This window comes from Atlantibacter sp. (assembly GCF_032062175.1).
Lineage (GTDB): Bacteria > Pseudomonadota > Gammaproteobacteria > Enterobacterales > Enterobacteriaceae > Atlantibacter.
In genome coordinates this window covers 1-22142 of record NZ_DAMBQK010000035.1, presented here as the reverse complement: position 1 = coordinate 22142, position 22142 = coordinate 1, and the positions used below count along the sequence as shown (strand labels likewise).

General features: G+C 57.1%; 22 protein-coding genes. 9 read left to right on the top strand and 13 right to left on the bottom strand.

The annotated features are described in order from the left end of the window. Nucleotides 1-11 precede the first annotated feature (11 nt). Nucleotides 12-347 carry a copper-binding protein gene (locus RT120_RS20845; RefSeq protein WP_312985682.1) on the bottom strand — a complete coding sequence of 112 codons (336 nt, stop codon included), beginning with the start codon at nucleotides 345-347 and terminating at the stop codon, nucleotides 12-14. A gap of 63 nt (nucleotides 348-410) precedes the next feature. Continuing rightward, on the bottom strand, nucleotides 411-800 hold the full coding sequence (locus tag RT120_RS20840; RefSeq protein WP_312985681.1) for a hypothetical protein: 390 nt from the start codon (nucleotides 798-800) through the stop codon (nucleotides 411-413). Between the two features lie 441 nt (nucleotides 801-1241). On the opposite strand from RT120_RS20840, the gene dcuC reads away from it, so the two are divergent. Together dcuC and rna are read left to right on the top strand one after the other, a co-directional pair. After that, nucleotides 1242-2618: an anaerobic C4-dicarboxylate transporter DcuC gene (gene dcuC, locus RT120_RS20835; protein WP_312985680.1), complete on the top strand. Its 1377-nt coding sequence runs from the start codon at nucleotides 1242-1244 to the stop codon at nucleotides 2616-2618. Nucleotides 2619-2723: 105 nt separating this feature from the next. Continuing rightward, nucleotides 2724-3527, top strand: coding sequence for a ribonuclease I (gene rna, locus RT120_RS20830; RefSeq protein ID WP_312985709.1), 804 nt, complete (start codon nucleotides 2724-2726; stop codon nucleotides 3525-3527). A gap of 14 nt (nucleotides 3528-3541) precedes the next feature. Here the strand turns inward: rna and RT120_RS20825 are convergent, their stop codons facing one another. Beyond that, nucleotides 3542-4372 carry an alpha/beta hydrolase gene (locus RT120_RS20825; RefSeq protein ID WP_312985679.1) on the bottom strand — a complete coding sequence of 277 codons (831 nt, stop codon included), beginning with the start codon at nucleotides 4370-4372 and terminating at the stop codon, nucleotides 3542-3544. A gap of 355 nt (nucleotides 4373-4727) precedes the next feature. On the opposite strand from RT120_RS20825, the gene RT120_RS20820 reads away from it, so the two are divergent. Next, nucleotides 4728-6104, top strand: coding sequence for a GntP family permease (locus RT120_RS20820; protein ID WP_312985678.1), 1377 nt, complete (start codon nucleotides 4728-4730; stop codon nucleotides 6102-6104). A 148-nt stretch (nucleotides 6105-6252) separates the two neighbouring features. Further along, nucleotides 6253-6663 (top strand): nucleoside diphosphate kinase regulator, encoded by a 411-nt coding sequence (gene rnk, locus RT120_RS20815; protein WP_312985677.1) that lies wholly within the window; start codon nucleotides 6253-6255, stop codon nucleotides 6661-6663. Between the two features lie 38 nt (nucleotides 6664-6701). Here rnk and RT120_RS20810 read toward each other — a convergent pair whose 3' ends face one another. Continuing rightward, complete coding sequence (locus RT120_RS20810) at nucleotides 6702-7943, bottom strand: zinc-dependent alcohol dehydrogenase (protein WP_312985676.1); 1242 nt, start codon at nucleotides 7941-7943, stop codon at nucleotides 6702-6704. Between the two features lie 257 nt (nucleotides 7944-8200). Between RT120_RS20810 and uspG the strand changes: the two genes are divergently transcribed. Further along, nucleotides 8201-8629: a universal stress protein UspG gene (gene uspG / locus RT120_RS20805; protein WP_312985675.1), complete on the top strand. Its 429-nt coding sequence runs from the start codon at nucleotides 8201-8203 to the stop codon at nucleotides 8627-8629. A 65-nt stretch (nucleotides 8630-8694) separates the two neighbouring features. Here the strand turns inward: uspG and ahpF are convergent, their stop codons facing one another. Both ahpF and ahpC read right to left on the bottom strand, forming a co-directional pair. Next, on the bottom strand, nucleotides 8695-10260 hold the full coding sequence (gene ahpF, locus RT120_RS20800) for an alkyl hydroperoxide reductase subunit F (RefSeq protein ID WP_312985673.1): 1566 nt from the start codon (nucleotides 10258-10260) through the stop codon (nucleotides 8695-8697). A 250-nt stretch (nucleotides 10261-10510) separates the two neighbouring features. Then, a complete protein-coding gene (gene ahpC / locus RT120_RS20795) occupies nucleotides 10511-11074 on the bottom strand; it encodes an alkyl hydroperoxide reductase subunit C (RefSeq protein ID WP_125294595.1) in 564 nt (187 codons plus the stop codon). A 381-nt stretch (nucleotides 11075-11455) separates the two neighbouring features. Here ahpC and dsbG point away from each other — a divergent pair, with 381 nt between their 5' ends. Together dsbG and citR are read left to right on the top strand one after the other, a co-directional pair. Further along, nucleotides 11456-12214: a thiol:disulfide interchange protein DsbG gene (gene dsbG, locus RT120_RS20790; RefSeq protein WP_312985671.1), complete on the top strand. Its 759-nt coding sequence runs from the start codon at nucleotides 11456-11458 to the stop codon at nucleotides 12212-12214. Between the two features lie 112 nt (nucleotides 12215-12326). Further along, a complete protein-coding gene (gene citR, locus RT120_RS20785) occupies nucleotides 12327-13244 on the top strand; it encodes a DNA-binding transcriptional repressor CitR (RefSeq protein WP_312985669.1) in 918 nt (305 codons plus the stop codon). 7 nt (nucleotides 13245-13251) lie between these two features. Here the strand turns inward: citR and RT120_RS20780 are convergent, their stop codons facing one another. The 6 genes from RT120_RS20780 to entC form a co-directional block, all read right to left on the bottom strand. After that, a complete protein-coding gene (locus RT120_RS20780; RefSeq protein ID WP_312985707.1) occupies nucleotides 13252-14412 on the bottom strand; it encodes a pyridoxal phosphate-dependent aminotransferase in 1161 nt (386 codons plus the stop codon). A gap of 108 nt (nucleotides 14413-14520) precedes the next feature. Beyond that, nucleotides 14521-14934, bottom strand: coding sequence for a proofreading thioesterase EntH (gene entH / locus RT120_RS20775; protein WP_312985668.1), 414 nt, complete (start codon nucleotides 14932-14934; stop codon nucleotides 14521-14523). Next, nucleotides 14935-15684, bottom strand: coding sequence for a 2,3-dihydro-2,3-dihydroxybenzoate dehydrogenase EntA (entA, locus tag RT120_RS20770; protein ID WP_312985666.1), 750 nt, complete (start codon nucleotides 15682-15684; stop codon nucleotides 14935-14937). It lies immediately after the preceding gene. After that, nucleotides 15684-16535 (bottom strand): isochorismatase family protein, encoded by an 852-nt coding sequence (locus RT120_RS20765; protein WP_312985665.1) that lies wholly within the window; start codon nucleotides 16533-16535, stop codon nucleotides 15684-15686. Before RT120_RS20765 ends, entA begins: the two co-directional genes overlap by 1 nt. An 11-nt stretch (nucleotides 16536-16546) precedes the next feature. Further along, complete coding sequence (locus RT120_RS20760; RefSeq protein WP_312985705.1) at nucleotides 16547-18157, bottom strand: (2,3-dihydroxybenzoyl)adenylate synthase; 1611 nt, start codon at nucleotides 18155-18157, stop codon at nucleotides 16547-16549. Then, nucleotides 18157-19347, bottom strand: a complete 1191-nt coding sequence (gene entC, locus RT120_RS20755) for an isochorismate synthase EntC (protein ID WP_312985663.1) — start codon at nucleotides 19345-19347, stop codon at nucleotides 18157-18159. Before entC ends, RT120_RS20760 begins: the two co-directional genes overlap by 1 nt. A 210-nt stretch (nucleotides 19348-19557) precedes the next feature. Here entC and fepB point away from each other — a divergent pair, with 210 nt between their 5' ends. After that, entirely contained in the window at nucleotides 19558-20514 is a 957-nt protein-coding gene (gene fepB / locus RT120_RS20750; RefSeq protein WP_409515073.1) for a Fe2+-enterobactin ABC transporter substrate-binding protein, read from the top strand. On the opposite strand, the gene entS is transcribed toward fepB, so the two are convergent. After that, the gene (gene entS / locus RT120_RS20745; protein ID WP_312985661.1) at nucleotides 20509-21756 is read right to left on the bottom strand and encodes an enterobactin transporter EntS; all 1248 of its coding nucleotides are present in this window, start codon (nucleotides 21754-21756) and stop codon (nucleotides 20509-20511) included. The two genes, fepB and entS, sit on opposite strands and share 6 nt — an antisense overlap. 110 nt (nucleotides 21757-21866) lie before the next feature. Here entS and RT120_RS20740 point away from each other — a divergent pair. After that, nucleotides 21867-22142, top strand: a 276-nt coding sequence (locus RT120_RS20740; protein ID WP_312985701.1) for an iron chelate uptake ABC transporter family permease subunit, incomplete at its 3' end; no start/stop codon positions are given.

Here is a 22142-nt window from a genome sequence, read left to right as displayed (position 1 = left end):
AACGCCTCCGGTTAGTGCGCAGGCGTGATGCGAACGAGCTGGTAGCCGCTGTCGGTCTGGGTGAAGGAGAACGTGACCTTCTCACCCGGCTGCACCGCCGTTTCCTGTTGGGCAGGACGGTCGAATGCCATGGTCATCGGCGGCCAGTTAAGCGCCCCGATAGCCTGGTGAGCAATGGTGATCTGGCGGTCGTTGATTTTTTTGACCACGCCTTCGCTTTGCCATACCGGCTGTTCGGCAGACATGTTCATGGCGTGATGTTGATGGGAGGTTTCATTTCCGGCGGAAAAGGCGGAAAAGGTGAACAGCAGCGCTGCAACCGGCAGCAGTCGTGAAAGTAAAGTCATTGTAGTTACTCCAACAAAGTCGATAGAAATTAATAGCTTAAAAAACGGTCGACGATGTGGGCGTTATTCTCTGAACCGGCAAAACCGGATGGTTGCCGGGGGCCCCGCTGCGGGAGGGGTTAAAGACCAGTGGGTATCGGTGGACTGAACGCACTGCGGTTCAATCACCGCCAAGGTATCCACCACCGGCAGCGCCACCAGGTTAATCTGCGGGCTCTCTTTTTGCATCACGTCCGGAACGCAGTGCTTTTCACACAGCGGAGACGCGGTAGAGTGCGACGGCGAAGCGTCATGGCCCATCAGGTGATCCTGATGCTGAACGCTGACCACCTGCCCTTCAAGATCTAACGGGCAACCGTGGGAGGCCTGCGCCGTCTGGCCCGCCGCCAGCAGAAAACCCAACGCCAGCGTCAGCATCCAGAGATGCTGGCGTAACAGGCGTAATGTTTTCATCAGGGAGCGGCGGTTCATGATTATCTTTATTGAGCCAAGAGTGGGCCGAGTATAAGCGGTGAAAAAATGAGAAATAAAGCGGATTTTTAATGCTTTACATTTGGCGGGGTTATTTGTGAATTAAAGGTTAATGATCTTTTTTAATTTGTTATTAACTATCAAGCACCCTGTTTTTATTTGCAGTAAATCACAACAGCCCATAAATATGTCAGAAACACTCCCCATATAATCCCTCACAATCTCTTTTAAAATCAGCATAAAAAACAGACTTTAACCGCTCAGCTACATATAAATAGTTACTAATTATTTGTTTCTTGATATTTATCAGAACACATTTATGGCTTATCCGCACAATCCGCATCGTTTGCTCGCAGAAATCATTCACCTTCCATTTCGTTTATTCGACCAGTCGTCTTTTCACTGTCGAAATATGAGGACTTTATGCTGACCTTTTTAGAACTCCTGATCGGACTGGTCGTTATTATTGGCGTCGCGCGCTATATCATTAAAGGCTATTCAGCCACTGGCGTGCTGTTTGTCGGTGGTCTGGCGCTATTGATCGTCAGCGCGCTGATGGGCCATAAAGTGCTGCCGTCCAGCGCGACATCCACCGGCTACACTGCCACCGATATTTTTGAATACATCAAAATCCTGCTGATGAGCCGTGGCGGCGATCTCGGCATGATGATCATGATGCTGTGCGGCTTCGCGGCGTACATGACCCATATCGGCGCTAACGATATGGTGGTCAAGCTGGCGTCCAAACCGCTGCAATACATCAACTCGCCGTATATTTTAATGATTGCCGCGTATTTCGTGGCCTGCCTGATGTCGCTGGCGGTGTCATCCGCGACGGGCCTCGGCGTATTGCTGATGGCGACGCTGTTCCCGGTGATGGTAAACGTGGGCATTAGCCGCGGCGCGGCGGCGGCAATTTGCGCCTCTCCGGCGGCCATCATCCTTTCGCCGACCTCCGGCGACGTGGTGCTGGCAGCCCAGGCCGCAGAGATGCCGCTGATCGACTTCGCCTTCAAAACCACCCTGCCGATTTCTATTGCCGCCATCATCGCTATGGCGATTGCCCACTACTTCTGGCAGCGCTATCTGGATAACAAAGAACAGGTTAGCCATGAAATGCTCGACGTCAGTGAAATCCAGACGACTGCGCCGTCGTTTTACGCCATTCTGCCGTTTACGCCCATTGTCGGCGTGCTGATTTTCGACGGTAAGTGGGGCCCACAGTTACATATCATTACTCTCCTGGTGATGTGTATTGCACTGGCGGCGGTGATTGAATTTGTACGCGGCTTTAATACCCAGAAAGTTTACTCCGGCCTGGAAGTGGCGTATCGCGGCATGGCGGATGCGTTTGCCAACGTAGTGATGCTGCTGGTCGCCGCCGGGGTCTTCGCCCAGGGCCTGAGCACCATCGGCTTTATCCAGGGGCTGATTTCTATCGCCACCTCGTTTGGCTCGGCCAGTATTATCCTGATGCTGGTGCTGGTGATCCTGACTATGCTGGCCGCCATGACCACCGGTTCCGGTAATGCGCCGTTCTACGCGTTCGTCGAGATGATCCCGAAACTGGCGCACAGCTCAGGCATCAACCCGGCGTATCTGACGATCCCGATGTTGCAGGCGTCCAACCTGGGCCGTACCATCTCCCCGGTTTCCGGCGTGGTGGTCGCCGTGGCGGGGATGGCGAAAATCTCCCCGTTCGAAGTGGTGAAACGCACCTCGGTACCGGTGCTGGTCGGCCTGATTGTGGTGATTATTGCCACTGAAATTCTGGTGCCGTCGGCGGCGCTTTTGCCGTAAGGCCGTTACCGGTTCGTCACAGAGAAAAAGCGCCGGTTCGGCGCTTTTTTTATGCTTTAATACCGTGACTAAATGAAATCAAAGAATACATTAATGCTAAAAATAATGAACAGCGCAGCCGCCGCCCTGGTTTGCAGCGTGCTGATCTCCCCTTTCGCCGCCGCGCAATCCACGCCGCTGGTGGCGCAACGCTACGGCGATTTTGATCGCTACGTGCTGGCGCTTTCCTGGCAGACCGGTTTTTGCCAGGAGCAGCACGACCGTAACCGTAATGAAACCGATGAATGCCGCCTGCAAAAAGAGCAGGACGATAAGCGCGCCTTTTTAACCGTGCACGGGCTGTGGCCAGGCCTGCCGAAATCCATTTCCGTGCGCGGCGTCGATGAAAAACGCTGGATGCGCTTCGGCTGCGCCACCCGTCCGGTGCCGAATATGCCGGAAGCCCGGGTCGGCCAGAAATGCGCCGCCGCCGAAACCGGCATGTCGCTGGAAGCCGCCGCCAAACTCAGCAGCGTGATGCCCGCGGCAGGCGGCACATCCTGCCTGGAACGTTATGAATTCGCCAAACACGGCGTCTGTTTCGGCTTCGATCCCGATGCCTATTTCACCACCATGGTGCGTATGAACAGCGAAGTGAAACAGAGCCCGCTGGGCGCGTTTATTGCCGCCCACTACGGGGAAACGATTTCCCGGAAAGCCTTTGATAACGCGGTGGTGAAGTCGTTTGGCAAACAGAACGTCCGGGCCTTTAAGCTTATTTGCAGCGGTAATCCGGCTTATCTTACCGAAATGCAGATCTCGCTTAACGCCGCTACCATCAACGCGCCGCTAAGCCCCGCCTCCTTTAGCGCCCAACCTCATCCCGGCAACTGCGGTAAGCAATTCCGTCTGGACGAAGTTGGGTATTAAGGACAGGGTTGCCGTTAACGGCGAATAAATTCCAGTAAATCCTGGTTAATTTGCTGCTTATGGGTGGTGCAGATCCCGTGCGATCCCCCTTCGTAAACCTTGAGCGTGGCGTCAGGCAGTATCTCTGCCGCCACTTTGCCGCAGGTTTCGAAGGGCACAATCTGATCGTCATCGCCGTGGATCACCAGCGTCGGCACCGTCATTTTGCGCAAATCTTCCCGCAAATCGGTTTCTGAAAACGCTTCAATACAGTCGTAAAGCGCTTTAATCGACCCCTGCATGCCCTGGCTCACAAAGCTGTTGCGCACCCCTTCGGAGGCCTGTGCGCCGTCGCGGTTATAACCGTAAAACGCCAGGGTAAGCTCTTTAAAAAACGCCGCGCGATCGTTGACCACGCCATCGCGAATGCCGTCGAACACCGATTTCGGTACGCCATTCGGATTAAAATCGGTATTGATCATGATTGGCGTCACTGCGCTGATTAAAACCGCTTTTGCCACCCGTGACGTGCCGTGACGGCCAATATAGCGCGCCACTTCGCCGCCGCCAGTGGAATGGCCGACGTGGATCGCGTCCTGTAAATCAAGATGCGCCGTCAGCTCCGCTAAATCATCGGCATAGCGATCCATATTGTGCCCGTCCCAGGGTTGGGATGAACGGCCATGCCCGCGCCGGTCATGGGCAATCACGCGATACCCCTGCTGTCCTAAAAACAGCATCTGGTCCTCAAACGCATCCGCCGTGAGGGGCCAGCCGTGGCTGAACACGATCGGCTGCCCCGATCCCCAGTCTTTGAAGTAAAGATAACTGCCGTCGCTCAGCGTGATTTTATCAATATGGCTCATGGGAACTCCTCAAAGGGTTGTGATGACTGACGGACAAACTCCTTAAGGATAGCCAGCTCTTAGCGCAACGAGGTCGCTAAAACTGGTTTTCAAAGGGGCCTGCAAGGCAGGTTTCCCAATGAGGTCTAAAATCAATATGTTGTATCGATTCGTTGTATGGGAATTTCGTGCGTCCTGAATGAAAACGGCGAAATGCATTTATTACAGATGTTTGATGTCGCTCTCAAAATGTTAATAAACACGCCAGAGTTATTTACATCCATACCGATGTTACCAGTATCATGTTACCGGTATCAGTGAGGAACACGGCGCTCATCCTGCCTTCTCCCTGAATTGAATGCAGAGGAAATTGATGATGACAGAAATGACATACGCATACGGCGCGGGAACGCTGCTTGGTATCGCCGCAGGGGCCGTTGCGCTGCTGCTGGTGTTGATCATGCGCTTTCGCGTGCACGCCTTTTTGGCACTAACGGTGGTGAGCATTGTGGTCGCGCTGGTCACCAAAGTCCCGTTCGACAAAATTGTCCCCACTATTCTGAGCGGCTTCGGCAGCACCCTGGCGGGCGTCGCCCTGCTGGTCGGCCTGGGCGCGATGATTGGACGTCTACTGGAAGTCTCCGGCGGCGCGAAAGTGCTGGCGGATACCCTGATTAACAAATTTGGCTCCCATCGCGCGCCGTTTGCGCTGGGTATCGCTTCACTGCTGTTCGGCTTCCCGATTTTCTTCGATGCCGGTCTGGTGGTGATGCTGCCGATTATCTTTAGCGTGGCGAAGCAGTTTGGCGGCTCGACCCTGAAATACGCCCTGCCTGCGGCAGGCGCATTCGCGGTAATGCATGCCCTGGTTCCGCCGCATCCGGGCCCGGTTGCCGCGAGCGAGTTGCTCGGCGCCAACATCGGTCTGCTGGTACTGCTGGGTCTGATTATCGCGATTCCGACCTGGTACTTTGGCGGCTATCTGTTTGGCCTGTATGCAGGTAAAAAATTCGACGTCAAACTGCCTAAGTCTTTCCTGGGCGATGTGGAAGTCGACGCCAACCACCAGCCGCCTTCTTTCGGCATGGTGCTGACCATCCTGCTGCTGCCGCTGGTGCTGATTTTCCTTGATACCGGCCTGAACACCGCCAAAGTGCTGGGCTGGGTCAGTGCAGACAATACCGTGGTGAACTTCCTGCGTATGCTGGGTAAAACCCCGGTGGCGCTGCTGATCACCGTGTTCTTCGCACTGGCGGTATTCAGCAAGAACCACACCCGTCAGCATCTGGAAAAAATTTGTGAAGGCGCGCTGGGCCCGATCTGCGGCATCATCCTGGTGACTGGGGCAGGCGGCATGTTCGGCGGCGTATTGCGCGCCAGCGGCATCGGCGACGCGCTGGCAGGCGTGCTGGCGGATACCGGTTTGCCGATTATCGTGGCGGCGTTCGTGATTTCTACCGCGCTGCGCGTGGCGCAGGGTTCTGCGACCGTGGCGCTGACCACCACCGCTGCGCTGATTGCGCCGATGGTGCAGGCAACGCCGGGCCTGAGCCAGTTCGATCTGTGCTTTATTGTTATCGCCATCGCGGGCGGCGCAACGGTACTGTCGCACGTGAACGATTCCGGCTTCTGGCTGGTGGGCCGCTTCCTGGAAATGGACGAGAAAACCACTCTGAAAACCTGGACCGTGATGGAAACGCTGCTCGGCACCATCGCCTTCCTGCTGGCAGCCGTGGGAAGTATGATCCTGTAAGCTGAATTCGTGAGATATATCACTTCATTAGTTCGGCCCGGATAAGTATCATCCCCTTAGTTAACCCTCATCGCTTTTGACGGTGAGGGTTTTTCTTTGGAAAAATTCGTGCCGCGCGATATGGCGCGCCAATGACATGGAGTAAACGATGTCCAGACCTGCCATTATTATTAATGACCTTGATGCCGAACGCATCGACCGCCTGCTGGAGCAACCGGCCTTCGCCAGTTTGCCAGTGGCCGACGCGTTGAATGAAGAGTTGGATCGCGCCCAGATGTGTCGCCCGGAAGAGATGCCTGCCGATGTAGTGACCATGAACAGCAAGGTGCGTTTTCGCGATCTGGCGACCAACGAAGAGTACATCCGTACGCTGGTTTACCCCAACCAGGTGCGCGACAGCACGGAAGAACTGTCGGTGATGGCCCCGGTAGGCGCGGCGCTGTTAGGCTTGCGCGTGGGCAATGCCATCCATTGGAAATTGCCTAACGGCAACGAGACGCACCTTGAGGTGCTGGAACTGCTGTACCAGCCGGAAGCGGCGGGCGAGTATCTTCGCTAATACCTGAAACAGAGGGCGCAATGCGCCCTCTTTTTGTTTTACTCAGGCAGGACGGCGTTATTAACAATCCCCACGCTGGTGGCTTTCTCCCGTGCGGTTTCCGGGGATTCCGCGCCGGGTACCAGGATAATTTTCCGGCAATCCTCCTGGCGCTTCTCGAACACTTCATACCCGCGCGCGGCATCTTCCAGCGGCAAATAGTGGGTGACGATCTCTTCCGGGCGCAGCAGCCCCTGTTCAATCAGCGGTAATAGCTCCGGCAGCCACGCGTGAACGTGGGTTTGCCCCATGCGGAACGAAATCCCCTTATCAAACGCATCGCCGAACATAAAGGCATGAATGAATCCGGCATAAACGCCCGGTACGCTGACAATCCCGCCACGGCGCACCGCCGCGATACACTGGCGCAGCGCTTTACCGCTGCTGCCTTCCAGCTTCAGGGTGGTCAATACAGTTTCGGTGGTGCTGCCTTTGGCTTCAAAACCAATCGCATCGATCACCGCGTCCACGCCACGATTCCCGGCAGTTTGCTCGATAATCAGCGCCGCCGGATCGTCATCCTTATCGAAGTTAATCGGGATCGCGCCGTAACGCTGCTTCGCGAATTCCAGCCGATAGGGATGATGATCCACAATAAAGATCTGCTCTGCGCCGAGATAGCGCGCGCAGGCGGCAGTGAGTAAACCAACCGGTCCGGCACCGTAAATTGCCACGCTGGAGCCTTTAGTTACTTCGGCGTTTTTCACGGCCTGCCAGGCAGTGGGCAGAATGTCCGACAGGAACAGTGCCTTGTCGTCAGAGAGCACCGGCGGCACTTTAAACGGCCCGACATTGCCTTTCGGCACGCGCACATATTCGGCTTGCCCGCCGGGAATGCCGCCATACAGGTGACTGTAGCCAAACAGCGCCGCCGGCGGCGGGATCTGTTTTTTATTTAACGATGCGCCAGGACCGGCGTTGGTGGTTTCACAGGCGGAGTATTGGTGTTGTTTACAGAAGAAGCAGTCACCGCAGGCAATCACAAACGGGATCACCACCCGGTCGCCGCGCTGGATATCTTTCACCCCGCCGCCAATCTCCACCACTTCCCCCATAAATTCATGGCCAAAGATATCGCCGTGTTTCACCTGGGGGATTTTACCGCGGTAGAGGTGCAGGTCTGATCCGCAAATCGCGGTGGCCGTTACGCGCAGGATAATGTCGTCAGATTGTTCAATGGCAGGATCGGGAACATTTTCAACGCGAACAGAGTGCGCGCCATGGTACGTCAAAGCTCTCATGCTGACCTCCAAAGGGGAAAACGGGAAAGTGTCAGGAAAAATGACTCTTTACCAAGGTTAGCAACCTTCAGGCCCCCCCTTTGCCAGGCAGCGATTTTCTGGAAATTTTAAGAGCAATCCTGGAATTTTACGCGCTCATTCTCCCGCTTCGCCCCCCCAATCAAGGCCAAAATCGCGTTTTACCAACCCAGCGCAACTATTTATTTGGTTTATGGGTTTAAGATGGCGTTGACTTCAGAACCCAAGGAGGAGTGAGTATGTACAACACGATTATTATGCCGGTTGACGTATTTGAAATGGAGCTGAGCGACAAAGCGGTACGTCACGCCGAATTCCTGGCCCAGGAGAAAGGAATTATTCACCTGATGCATGTATTGCCCAGTTCAGGCAACCTGAGCATGCACCGTTTCGCCCTGGACGTGCGCCGGTTTGAGGAGCATCTGCTTCAGGAAGCGCAAACGCGACTGGCCTCGATGACCGACCATTTCAATATTTCGCCCGAGCGGATTAAAACCCATGTCCGATTCGGCAGCGTGCGTGACTGCGTCAATACGCTGGCGAATGAACTTGATGCCGACGTGGTGGTGATCGGGTCGCGCAATCCGTCCATCACCACGCATCTGTTAGGCTCCAACGCCTCCAGCGTGATCCGCCATGCCCATATTCCGGTATTTGTGATCCGCTAAATCCGCAGACAAAAAAGCCACCTTTCGGTGGCTTTGATTTTTGCAGGTGTCTTACTTTCTTTTTTTTACGCGGTTTTGGTGCGAATCAGGTAATCGAACGCGCTTAACGACGCTTTCGCCCCTTCACCGGTTGCGATGATAATTTGTTTGTACGGCACAGTGGTGCAGTCGCCCGCCGCGAACACGCCTTTGACGCTGGTTTCGCATTTGGCGTCGATCATGATCTCGCCCATGCGGTTGCGCTCAATCGCGCCTTCCAGCCAGTTGGTGTTCGGCAGCAAACCAATCTGCACAAAAATCCCGGCCAGTTCGATGTGATGCACATCGCCGCTAACGCGATCGCGGTATTCCAGGCCAGTCAGTTTGGTCCCGTCGCCCTTCACTTCGGTAGTCTGGGCGTTGAGAATGATGTCGACGTTTTTCAGGCTGCGTACTTTATCCTGTAGAACCTGGTCGGCCTTCATTTCCGGGGCAAATTCCAGCAGCGTCACGTGTTCAACGATACCCGCCAGATCAATAGCCGCTTCCACGCCAGAGTTACCGCCGCCGATCACCGCCACGCGCTTGCCTTTAAACAGCGGGCCGTCGCAGTGCGGGCAATAGGTCACGCCTTTGGTGCGATACTGATCTTCACCCGGGACGTTCATGTTGCGCCATTTTGCGCCGGTGGCAATGATGATACTGCGCGCTTTTAATACCGCGCCAGAGGCGGTTTCAATCTGGTGCAGGCCGCCTTCTACCGCCGCCGGAACCAGTTTGGTGGCGCTCTGGGTATCAATCACATCCACATCGTAATCGCTCACGTGCGCTTTCAGCGCGCCAGCCAACTTCTGGCCTTCGGTTTTCGGTACCGAGATGTAGTTTTCGATGTCGACGGTATCCAGCACCTGGCCGCCGAAGCGTTCGCCCATCAGACCGGTGCGAATGCCTTTACGGGCAGAGTAAACCGCCGCCGCCGCGCCCGCCGGGCCGGAGCCGACGATCAGCACATCGTAAGCGTCACGTTTGTTCAGCGCATCTGCCGCGCGTTTTTCCGCGCCGCTGTCAACTTTGGCGACGATTTCCGCCAGCGTCATACGCCCCTGACCAAACTCTTTCCCGTTTACGAACACCGCCGGAACGCCCATCACGCCGCGCTCGGTGATTTCATTCTGGAACGCGCCGCCGTCAACGGCGGTATGTTTAATACGCGGGTTCAGCACGGCCATCAGGTTCAGCGCCTGCACCACGTCCGGGCAGTTGTGGCAGGACAGCGAATAATAGGTTTCGAATTCAAAATCGCCGTCCAGATCGCGGATCTGCTCCAGCAGCTCCTGCGCTTCTTTCGCCGGATGACCACCGGTCCACAGCAGCGCCAGCACCAGCGAGGTGAACTCGTGGCCCAGCGGCGAACCCGCAAAGCGCGGTCCCTGGCTGGAACCGGGGTTGGTGATCAGGAACGAAGGTTTACGTACCGGCAGCGCACTGTCTTCACGGTAAGAGACTTTGTCTGACAGTTGTTCAATTTCAGCCAGCAGTTCCTTGATTTCTGCCGATTTCGCGCTGTCATCCAGCGTGGCAACCAACTCAACAGGCTTTGTCAGTCGCTCAAGGTAAGCCTTAAGCTGCGTTTTCATATTGGTGTCGAGCATGAGTAAATCTCCTGGGCTTAAAACATCATCATGCAAGCTGCCTTAGTCGGGCTGCCTGAATGCAACTTGAATCATGGTGTTGGGAAAATGGGGGCGTCAAAAAAGCTGCCCCCGGGGAAGGCGTAATTCTCTAAGTATTTCGCTTCAGAGCAAGGCGGCGAGCTTCTAAGTCCCCGGGAGCTTACACCAGTAAGCGACCGGGGCGCAGAAGTGAAGCCAACGCCGCTATGATGCGAAAGACGACGAGAATTTAGATTTTACCAACCAGGTCTAAAGACGGAGCCAGAGTCGCATCGCCTTCTTTCCATTTAGCCGGGCACACTTCACCTGGGTGAGAAGCCACGTACTGTGCTGCTTTCACTTTACGCAGCAGATCAGATGCGTCGCGGCCGATGCCTTCAGCGGTAACTTCAACCGCCTGGATGATGCCCTGCGGGTCAACGATGAACGTACCGCGGTCAGCCAGACCCTGGTCTTCACGCATGTTGTCGAAGTTACGGGTCAGGGCGCCAGTCGGGTCGCCGATCATCGCGTATTTGATTTTTGCGATGGTGTCGGAGCTGCTGTGCCATGCTTTGTGAGTGAAGTGGGTGTCGGTAGAAACAGAGTAGATATCTACGCCCAGCTTCTGGAACTCTTCGTAATGGTCAGCCACGTCGCCCAGTTCAGTCGGGCAAACGAAGGTGAAGTCAGCCGGATAGAAGAAGAACACACTCCAGCGGCCTTCGGTATCTTTCTCGGTAACTTCTACGAATTCACCGTTTTTGAACGCCTGGTTTTTAAAAGGTTTAATCTTGGTATTAATTAAGGACATCTGTACTTCCTCCGTGTTTTCGTTGAGGTGTAAGTTAACGAATCTGAACGTTAAGGGCTAATGGGTTGGCGTTATCAAATCAATAAGCAATATCTAACAACCCGGCTTAGACCTTTTTGTGCTGAGCATTTGCGCAGCGCGTCTTTACAACCCGCCATATAAAAAGGCCACCCAATCGGGTGGCCTCCTTACCTGAAGCGCCCGAAGGCGGTCCAGCGCCAGTAAACTGGCAATGCGTTGCGCTTTACTTTACCTTAACAAAGGTCGTATCAGCGCCCTGATTAGACCATTGCCACACCTTTACGGCAATCCACTGAACCGCCCCTCTTTCCGATGGTTGCGATAGGTTTTATCGAACATCCGACAATTTCAGGATTAGACATGACTAAACGCTTACTTCTGCTGGCCCTCACGCCCTTTTTTCTCCATGCCAGCGACCTCCCTGCCCCGGTAAAAGCGCTGGAGCAGCAAGGCATTACGATCATTAAATCGTTCCCCGGCCCTAACGGGATGACCGGCTATCTGGGCAAATTCCAGGAGATGGGCGTGACCATCTACGTGACACCGGACGGCAAGCACGCCATTTCAGGCTATCTGTACGATGAGCAGGGTACTAACCTGAGCGAAAAACTGATCGCCAAAGAGATTTATGCCCCTGCGGGCCGCGAGCTGTGGAAGCAAATGGAAAAGGCCAACTGGATCCAGGATGGCAAAGCCGACGCGCCGCGCACAATCTATGTCTTTGCCGATCCGTTCTGCCCTTACTGCCACCAGTTCTGGCAGCAAGCGCGCCCCTGGGTTGACGCAGGCAAGGTGCAAATCCGCACCTTGATGGTCGGCGTGATCAAACCCGAAAGCCGGGCGACCGCAGCGGCGATCATGGGCGCTAAGGATCCGGCGAAAACCTGGCATGAATTCGAGCAGTCCGGCGGAAAAACGGCGCTGAACATTCCTGCCGCCATCGCTCCCGAACAGGCAAAAGCATTAAATATGAATCAGAAATTAATGGATGAACTGGGCGCAAACGCCACGCCAGCGATTTATTACATGAGCGACGCTAATGAATTGCAGCAGGTGGTCGGTTTACCTGACGCCGAAAAATTGGCGGTGATGATGGGCGAAGTGAGTAAGAAAAACTAAAAGCATCTTTAAATAATTGTCATGGCAGCCCTAAAAATGGCTGCTATTTTATTTGCCCCGTCTATTATTTGATTTAATATCATAATCATGACCTATTTAGGTGACGGGGTTAATGATGGCAAATCTCCAGGATCTGAAAAAATTCGATCTTAATCTGCTGGTTATTTTCGAATGCGTTTATTTGCATCGCAGTGTCAGTAAAGCGGCGGAAGCGCTGTTCCTGACGCCATCCGCCATTAGCCAGTCGATCCAGCGTCTGCGCAACCAACTGAATGATCCGCTGTTTCTGCGCGAAGGAAAAGGCATCACCCCCACCACCGTCGCCGATAATCTGCATATCTATCTTGAGGATAATCTGCAACAGCTTGAGCAGACGATCCGCGTGGTACAGGGTGCGCCCCAGCGCAAAAATTTTATTATTTACTGCTCAACCTTTATGGGTTTTGAATTTTTATCGCCACTGGCGGAAAACTTTTGCCGCCAGTTAGGGTATGAACTGATTCACTACGATATGGCCGTCGCCCCCAATTCAGCAGAGGATTTGCTGACCTATCGCAAAGCGGATTTAATTATCGGCAATACGCCGGTGATAAATCATTCTGTCATCTGCACGCCGTTTATGAATGTCAAACCCGTGCTGGTGTGCAGTAAAGATCATCCGCGCATCGGCGACAGTGCGAAGCTGGATGAATTGCAGAAAGAGAAATTCGCCAGGGTGACGGGGATTGAAGAAGGTCTGCGTCAATATCAGGTCAAATCGTCAGAAGTTTTTCCCGAACGTGAAGTGGTGTTCCAGAGCGACTCGCCGATTACCGTGATGTCTGCGGTGGGGCAAAGCGAGTTGCTGGGTATTATCGGCGAACGGGGCTATGCGCGGTTTAACGAAGTGTTCAACCTCAAGCGCGTCGATACCCAGATGGCGTTACCGACGCTGGAATTTTATTTGATGTACAACCGTTTTGCGCTGCAAAGCAGCGCATTCAAACTGCTACTGGAAAATATCAACCAGCGGCTCGCCACGCTGGTTTAAGGCGTCATTATAACGCCACTAACCGCGCCGCCGCCGCGTCCAGGGTGGCGTCCTGTTTCGCAAAGCACAGCCGGATGAGTTTATGAGGGAACGGCGCGGCGCAAAACACCGACAGCGGGATTGCGGCGACGCCCACTTCTTTGGTCAGCCACTGGCAAAAGCTCACGTCATCCCTGTCGCTGATTGCGCGGTAATCCGCCAGTAAAAAATAGGTGCCGTCACTGGGCAGCAACGTAAAGCGGCTGCCTGAAAGCGCATCCATAAACCGATCGCGTTTGGCGCGGTAAAATTCCGGCAAATCCTGATAATGCGCGGGTTGCTCCCGCAGCATATCCGCTAACGCCAGCTGTGCCGGGGTATTCACCGAGAAGGTTAAATACTGGTGCACTTTGCGCAGTTCTGCGCTGATAGCAGCAGGCGCGACGCAGTACCCCACTTTCCAGCCAGTCATATGATAGGTTTTGCCGAACGACGATACCGCCACCGCCCGCTCGCGTAGCGGCGGATGAGCCAACACGCTGGCGTGGCCCTCAGCGGCAAAACAAATATGCTCGTAGACTTCATCGCTAATCACATAAATTTCCCGATCGGCAATCGCCTGCCACAGCGCGTCAAAATCGCTTTTCTGCCAGACCGTGGCGGTGGGGTTGTGTGGCGTATTCAGGATAACCAGCCGAGTACGCGGCGACAGCGCATCGGCAAACTGCTGCCAGTCGACGTTAAAATGCGGCGGCTGGAGCGCCAGCCGCGTTAGCTCGCCGCCGCTTAAGGTCACGGCAGGGGCGTAGCTGTCGTAGCTTGGGTCAAAGCAGATCACTTCATCGCCGGGGCGCACCAGCGCGGTAATGGCGGCGTACAGCGCTTCGGTCGCGCCCGCCGTAACGGTAATCTCGCTGTTGGCGTCAGGGCGATGACCGTAAAGCGCGGCGGTTTTATCGGCAATGGCCTCACGCAGCGGCTGCGCCCCCGTCATCGGAGCATATTGGTTCGCTCCGGCGGCGACGTGAAACGCCAGCCGTTGCTGCAAAAAACGCGGCCCGTCGAAATCCGGAAAACCCTGGGAGAGATTAATCGCCTGGTGCTGCTGCGCCAGCGCGCTCATCTGGGTGAAGATAGTGGTACCGAGTGAAGGAAGTTTGCTCTGAGGAATCAACGGATTATTGCTCATCATACTGCGCTCTGCGGGAAAAATATCACTCCACTATAGCATGACGCTTCCCTTTGGCAATCAAGACGCTTAGATGGCTAAATGCGCTTCCCTGCGCCTTGTCAATCGTCAGCCCATTACCATAGTGCTTAAGCGGCTGGTGCAGCAGCGCCGCCCGTCGGTATCGTAAATAACGATCTCCCAGCACTGGCTTTGTCGGCCGGGATGGATGGCCCGGCAGACGCCGCGCACTTTGCCCTCAAATACAGGCCGATGATGGGTGGCGTTCAACTCGGTGCCCACCACGCTCTGGCCCTCTTTGGTGGTCAGAAAACCGGCCATTGAACCGAGGGTTTCCGCCAGCGCCGCCGACGCGCCGCCGTGCAGCAGGCCAAACGGCTGAAGCGTGCGGCTATCCACCGGCATTTCCGCCGCCAGGGTATCCACGCCAATTTCGGTAAACACAATGCCCAGGTGGGCCACCAGCGTGCCCTTGCCCATCGCGTTCAGTTCATCAAGTGTAATTTCGCGTTTCCAGATCATTCAGGCTCCCAGCGTCGACCCGCCATCGATCACAATATCCTGGAGCGTGATGTGGCTGGCCTGATCGGACGCAAGAAACAAAATGGTGCTGGCGATTTCCTGCGGCCTGGCGATTTTGCCCAGCGGAATCCCGAGCTTAAACTGTTCGGCGAACCCGGCGATGCGCCGCTGTTCGGCATCATCCGTGGTCCACAGGGTGCGCTGCATATCGGTATCGGTAGAGCCTGGCGACACCAGGTTAACCCGCACGCCGAACGGGGCCAGCTCCAGCCCGACGGTGAGCGTCAGGCTTTTCAGCGCGGCCTTGGACGCGCCGTATGCCGACATGCCAATGCGCGGGGTATGCGCCGCGTCGGATGCCACGGTGACAATCGCCCCCCTGTTTTGCTTACGGAAAACGGGCATGAGCTGCTGATACAGGTTAAATGCGCCGCCCACGTTGACCGCAAAAGTCTGCTGCCAGTCGGCCTGCGACAGCGCATCGGTCGGCCCCATACGCAAAATCCCCGCCGCGTTGACCAGCACATCAAGGCGCGGCTGCGATGCCAGTAACCGCTCACAAACCTCAGCCACCTGCCCGGCGTCGGCGATATCCAGTTGCTCAGTCGCGAACGGGTAATCGCCGTTAAACACCAGATCAAAGCCGATAACCGTCGCGCCCTGTTGATGAAATGCCCGCGCAGCGGCATAACCGATGCCCTTCCCGGCACCGGTCACCCAAACCGTTTTTCCGTCAAACATCCCGGCCATCAGCGCGCGTCCCTGGACAGCAGCGCCCACCACGCGTCGAGAGTGGGTTTCTTCGCCAGCATCACGAAATCGATGTCCGGGTAAACCTGCCGCCAGCGCGAGGCCAGCGCCATCATGCGCACCGAATCCAGACCGTAGTCGATCAGGTTTTCGTCATCCTCCGGCTCGTCGGATTCATCCAGCAGCGACAGCACCAGCGCACGCAGTTGCGCTTTGCTTTGCGGCGTCGGCAGCAAATCGGCAGCCATCACTACGCGTCCGGCGCGGCCCGCCACGTATTTCAGCGCCATCAGGTGCTCTTCGCGGCTGAAATCCGCCAGCGCGTCGGCCACCATAAACGGCTGGATATCACGCATAAACGCGTCGGTGGCGGTGGTCATACAGCCGATGTGGGCGTATACGCCGCAAATCAGCAACTGATCGCGGCCAGACTCTTTCAGCGCCTGCTCCAGCGGCGAGCGGTGAAACGCGCTGTAGCGCCACTTTACCAGCACCGTGTCGTCGCTGTCGGGGGCCAGTTCCGCCACCACACGCTGCTGTTCCGGGTAATGATTCAGCCCCGGTCCCCACATATCGTTCAACAGTGCGCGGTCTTCCGGGCTCTGGTTTTCCGGCTGCGCGGTGTAATAGATCGGAATACCCTGCTGTTTGCAGTAGCGGCGCAGGGCGGCGATGTTAGCGATCACCTCGGCCATCATCGGGCAGTTCTCGCCCCAGAAATTGACGAAATAATCCTGCATATCGTGGATTAACAGCGCGGCGCGCGCCGGTTCAAAGGCCCACTGCACTTTATTGTCTGGGATATCTGCCGCGCCCGGCAGGCTGTACGCGTTAAGTTTTGGGATCGCCACGGTATTCTCCTTCATGATGCCGACTGGCGGTCAGCCAGCCGTTGACGCAACTGTTTTTTATCGACTTTGCCCACCGGCGTGAGCGGCAGTTCAGCCACGCTCTCCACCCGGTCCGGCAGTTTGAAATCGGCGACGCCAAGCTCGCGCAGGTAGCGGCGGATCTCCACCGCTTTTACCGCCCGGCGCGTCACCAGAAATGCGCAGCTTTTCTCGCCCATCAGGCTGTCTTCCATCGACACCAGCGCCGCCTGGATAATCGCCTCATGGCGCAGCAACAGGTTTTCGATCTCTTCGGCGGCGATCTTCTCACCGCCCCGGTTAATCTGATCTTTCTCGCGGCCCTGCACGGTGATATAGCCGTCCTCGTCGATGACGATCAGATCGCCGGAGCAGTAAAAACCGTCGGCATCGAAGGCCTGGGCGTTGTGCTCCGGGCTCTGGTAATAGCCCCGGAAGGTGTAAGGGCCGCGCGTCATCAACCGCCCAACCTGCCCGGCAGGCAGCGGGTCGCCGTTTTCATCGGCTACCCAGACTTCGTCGTCCGGGCACATCGGGCAGCCCTGGGTGTTGAAGATGCGCTGCTCGCTGTCATCAAGGCGAGTGTAGTTCACCAGCCCTTCCGCCATGCCAAAGACCTGCTGCAACTGGCAGCCAATATCGGCGGGAATGCGCGCCGCCAGCGAATTCGACAGCCGCGCGCCGCCGACCTGCAATAGCTTGAGCGAAGCCAGCTGTGCGCGATCTTCGCCATCCATCAGCGCCTGCAACCACAGGCTGACCGTCGGGGGCACCAGCGCGGTGACGTTGATGTGATGGTGGGCGATCAGCGGGAAGCAGTGGCTGGCGCTGGGATCGTTAGCCAGCACCACGGTGCCGCCCGCCAGATAAACCCCCAGCGCGCCCGGCGAACTCATCGGGTAGTTGTGGGCCGCTGGCAAGGCGCACAGATAGCGGGTAGTGGCATCGAAACGGCAGATTTCGTTGCTGCGGCGGATGCTGTAGTAGTAATCGTTATGGGTGCGCGGGATCAGCTTCGGCGTGCCGGTACTGCCGCCGGAGAGCTGGAAAAAGGCCACTTCATCCGCTGGTGTCGGGGTGGCGATAAAAGTGTCAGCCGGTTCGTCGAGTAACCGCGCCAGGCTTAATGCGCCTTCATCGCGGTTGAGTAAAACGTGGCGGATTGCCGGAGAAACGTCGCGCAACTGGGCCAGGTAATCATCGCTGGCGAATAACCCGTGGGCGCGATCGGCAATCAGCAATACCGGTTTAATCTGCTGCGCATAGGCTTCCAGTTCGGTGCGCTGATGGCTGAACAGCGCGTTCACCGGCGCGACGCCGATTTTCAGCAGGGCAAAAAAGACGATGTAAAATTCAGCCACGTTGCCCAACTGCACCAGCGCGGTTTCGCCACGGCGTAAACCGCGCCGCGACAGCGCCGCCGCCAGGCGGTCAGACGCCTGGTCAAGCTCGCGGTAAGTGAATACGCGCTCGCCATCAATCAGCGCCACCGCGTCGTTGTTGGCGTGGCGCTCCAAAATGTCGCTCAGCGGCAAGTCGAGCCAGTAGCCCTTCGCGCGATAGCGGGCGGCAAACTCATCCGGCCAACGGGTGTAAGGAATAATCATGACGCGCTCCTGTCGTTCAGGCCAAATACGTTGAGCATGGTGGAGAGCTTGACGCCCGTTTCATGCCATTCCGATTCCGCCACCGACGCCGGGACAATCCCCGCACCGGCGAAACAGCGGATCTGCTTGTCGTTTAACTGCGCGCAGCGGATCGCCACCGCCCACTCGCCGTTACCCTGGTCATCGCACCAGCCGACGATCCCGCCAAACAGCTCGCGGTCGAACGGCTCGAGTTCAGCGATCAGTTGCCGGGCGACGGTATGCGGAAAGCCGCTCAACGCAGGCGTCGGGTGCAGCAGACAGGCTAGCGACAGCGCGTTTTCCTGCTCTGAGCAGGTTTCGCCGGTAATGGCGGTAGCCAGATGCCACAGCGTCGGGGTGGTGATGAGTTCAGGGGTTTCCGGCACCCGCAGGCGCTGGCTGCGGCCAGTGAGGATCTGGCGCATCGCCTGAGTAACCAACTGGTGTTCGTGGCGATCTTTGGTGGAATTCAGCAGGCGATCGCCCGCCAGTTTATCTTCTGTCCCATTGGGATGACGGCGCGCCGAACCGGCCAGCGGCAGCGAGCAAAAGTGGTTTTGCTGTTTACGCAGCAGCAGTTCCGGGCTGGCACCGATCAGCGCGCTACCGTCCGCCAGCGGAACGTGGAAGTTATAGCTGGCGGGATTGAGCGCCACCAGCCGGTTCAACAGTTGATTGCGATCCAGCGCGTCGTTGGTGGTGATATCAATCAGGCGCGACAGCACCACTTTGCTGACGTCCGGCGTGGCGGTCAGCGCGGCGGCGCGCTCTACCATCGCCAGGAACTGCGGTTTCTCCGGGATTGCCTGCTGCGCCATCAGCTGTAGCTGCGGCGGCGCGGCGGCGCGCGCGCTGGCGAGCATCGCGCTGTGGGAAAACGCCTGATAATCGCGCGGTACAAACAGCGCCGAGGGTTTACGGGTATCGAACGGGATTGCGCCGACCACAATCGGCTGCGAACAGCCCCTCTCACGGGCAGCGGCGAACGTCGCACGAAGTTGCTGCTGGAACTCGCCGTTAAGATCTTCGCCGTCTGCGGCGGGGGTGGTCAGCCGGGTCAGACAGCCGGATGTCACCAGATTGCGATGCGGCGACATTAAGAAAAAGCTGTCAGATGAAAGGGTGACAGCGTGCTGTTGGAATTCCTCTGCCAAAGACGCCTCCATACGCTCCTCCATAAAATGATAAGGTGTTTAATAATTATTATCATTTGCATTTGGTGGCGTAACCTAAGGGCAAAGCGCCCGATTGTCAATGCAGTGCGAGCGATTTCGGGCACAAAGCAACCGGCAATTGTTGTGAACAGTTCTTGCAACCGGGGCGGTCAATGTTGAAAATGAGAAGCATTACTAACCCTTACCGTGGGACTTTACGCCGTGAAATTACGCTTCGCTTTTGGGCTGCTGCTCTCCCTGCTCGTTTTCGGATTTTCCTCGCTCACCCAGGCCGCCGACTGGCCGCGCCAAATCCAGGACAGCCGGGGCACTCATACCCTGGACCAGATGCCGCAGCGCATTGTTTCCACCAGCGTCACGTTGACCGGTTCACTGCTGGCGATTGATGCGCCGGTGGTCGCCAGTGGTGCGACCTCGCCGGGCAACCGGGTGGCGGATGCGCAGGGCTTCTTGAAACAGTGGGGTGAAGTAGCGAAGCAGCGTAACGTGCAGCGGCTGTATATCGGCGAAGCCAATGCCGAAGCCGTGGCGGCCCAGATGCCGGACCTGATTTTGATCAGCGCCACCGGCGGCGATTCGGCGCTACCGCTTTACGATCAGCTCTCCGCCATCGCCCCCACGTTAATCATCAACTACGACGATAAAAGCTGGCAGCAGCTGTTAACTCAGCTCGGTGAAATCACCGGGCATGAAAAACAGGCCGCCGAGCGCATCGCCAGTTTCGATAAGCAGTTAGCCGAGGTGAAAGCGCAGATCGCCCTGCCGCCGCAGCCGGTAAGCGCGCTGGTGTATAACCCGGCGGCACACGGCGCGAATCTCTGGACGCCGGAATCGGCGCAGGGGAAATTGTTACAGCAGCTCGGTTTTACCCAGGCCGCCCTGCCCGCTAATCTGCAAACCAGCCAGTCGCAGGGCAAACGCCATGACATTATTCAGCTCGGCGGTGAGGATCTGGCGGCGGGTTTGAATGGCGAGACGCTGTTTTTGTTCGCCGGGGATGAGCGGGACGCCAAAGCGCTGGCGGATAATCCGCTGTTAAAACATCTGCCAGCGGTACAGCAGCATCGCGTTTACCCGCTGGGCACCGAAACTTTTCGTCTCGATTACTACAGCGCCAGCCAGCTCCTGATCCGGCTGACGCAGTTGTTTAAATCATGATGAGTGCGCCGCTTCCGGCGCGGGTTGACGGAAGCGGCGCAGTTCGTTGAGCAGTAGCGCCAGCAACACCCCCATCACCGCCAGCCCCAGACCGCTGACGCTCGCCGACGCGGCAGGCGTCAACAGCGTGCCAATTGCCCCCAGCAGCGCCGCGCCGATGGCATCCCCGGTCACGTTCTGCGCCGTCCACAGGCCGTTGATCCGCCCCAGCATGTCGTCCGGCGTCTGGGTTTGGATCAGGGTGTACTGCAACAGCGAGCTAATGGCGCTGAGATAGCCGAACAGCGCCAGGCACACCACTGCCAGCCCCCAGAACGGCATCACGCCGAATGCGCCCACCGCCAGGAAGGCCGCGACTGTGGTCGCCAGCATCACTCTGCCGGGCATCGCTGTATGCGCGATACGTCCGCTGGTCAGCGCGCCCAGCGCCGCGCCGAGCGGTACGGCGGCATATAAAAAACCAATCTGGCTGGCGGACATCTGCCAGTGGTTCGCCAGCGCCGGATACAGCACCCGCACCGCGCTGGCCATCGTCAATAACGCGCCCACCAGCGCCACGCCGCCGATCAGTGGGTTTCCCAGCAGAAACCGAAACGCCTGCATCAGCGCGCGCAGCGGGTGTTCGCGCTGCATCTGCGGGGCGGGCATACGCGGCAGGCTGAACAGCGGGATCAGCGTGATAAACGTCCCCATTGCCGCCAGACCAAAGTTCCACGCCACGCCGCCGCTCGCCAGCAGCAGCCCGCCGAGCATCGGGGCGATCACCGACCCGAGACGCACCGTCAGCATGGTGATCGCGCCCGCCTGCATCACGTTCTCGCGCCCCACCAGGCCCGGCGTGGCGGCCAGCAGCGCCGTGACGCCAATCGCACCGAAAAAGCCGTCCCACAATCCCAGCAGATAAATCGCCACCAAAGAGGGTTCCGGCAGCAGGGCGTTAATAAACAGCCCGATAAACCCCAGGCCGCAGGTAGAACGGGCTATCAGGATCAGTTGCTTGCGCTCGTGGCGGTCCGCCAGCACGCCGCCAGAAACCAGCCCGATAAACATCGCCCCGCCGGTCAGGGTAACCGCCAGCCCCACCAGCCACGGCGAACCGGTCATGGTTTGGATCTGCACCGGCACGGCCACGCCCAGTAGCCCCAGAGAAACAATGGAAATAAAGCGCGCCAGAAACACCGCCCGGAATGCCGGGTTGGTTTTGAGCAGGGAAAGATTTAGCAACAGCGAATGTTGGTTCATTACATGGCCTTAGAGCGGAATTTTTTCTTACCGAATAACGGGGGCGTCATGCTAACATAGCCCCAATAAGAGTGATAATAACTATCATTACCAATTGTGGAATATTTGTGATGTCGCTTTTCCGGTTACCAGGGCGCACGGCTGCGCTGTTGGGCCTTATCATTTTGCTGCTGCTGATGTCAGCGTTAAGCCTGTCGATTGGCGCAAAGCCGATTGAATTCTCCGTTGTGCTGGACGCGCTAAGCGGCCAGTGTCAAAGCCCCGACTGCACCATTGTGCGCGATGTGCGCCTGCCCCGCACCCTGGCGGGTTTGCTGGCGGGCTGCGCGCTGGGCGTGTCGGGCGCGCTGATGCAAACGCTGACCCGCAACCCCCTCGCCGACCCC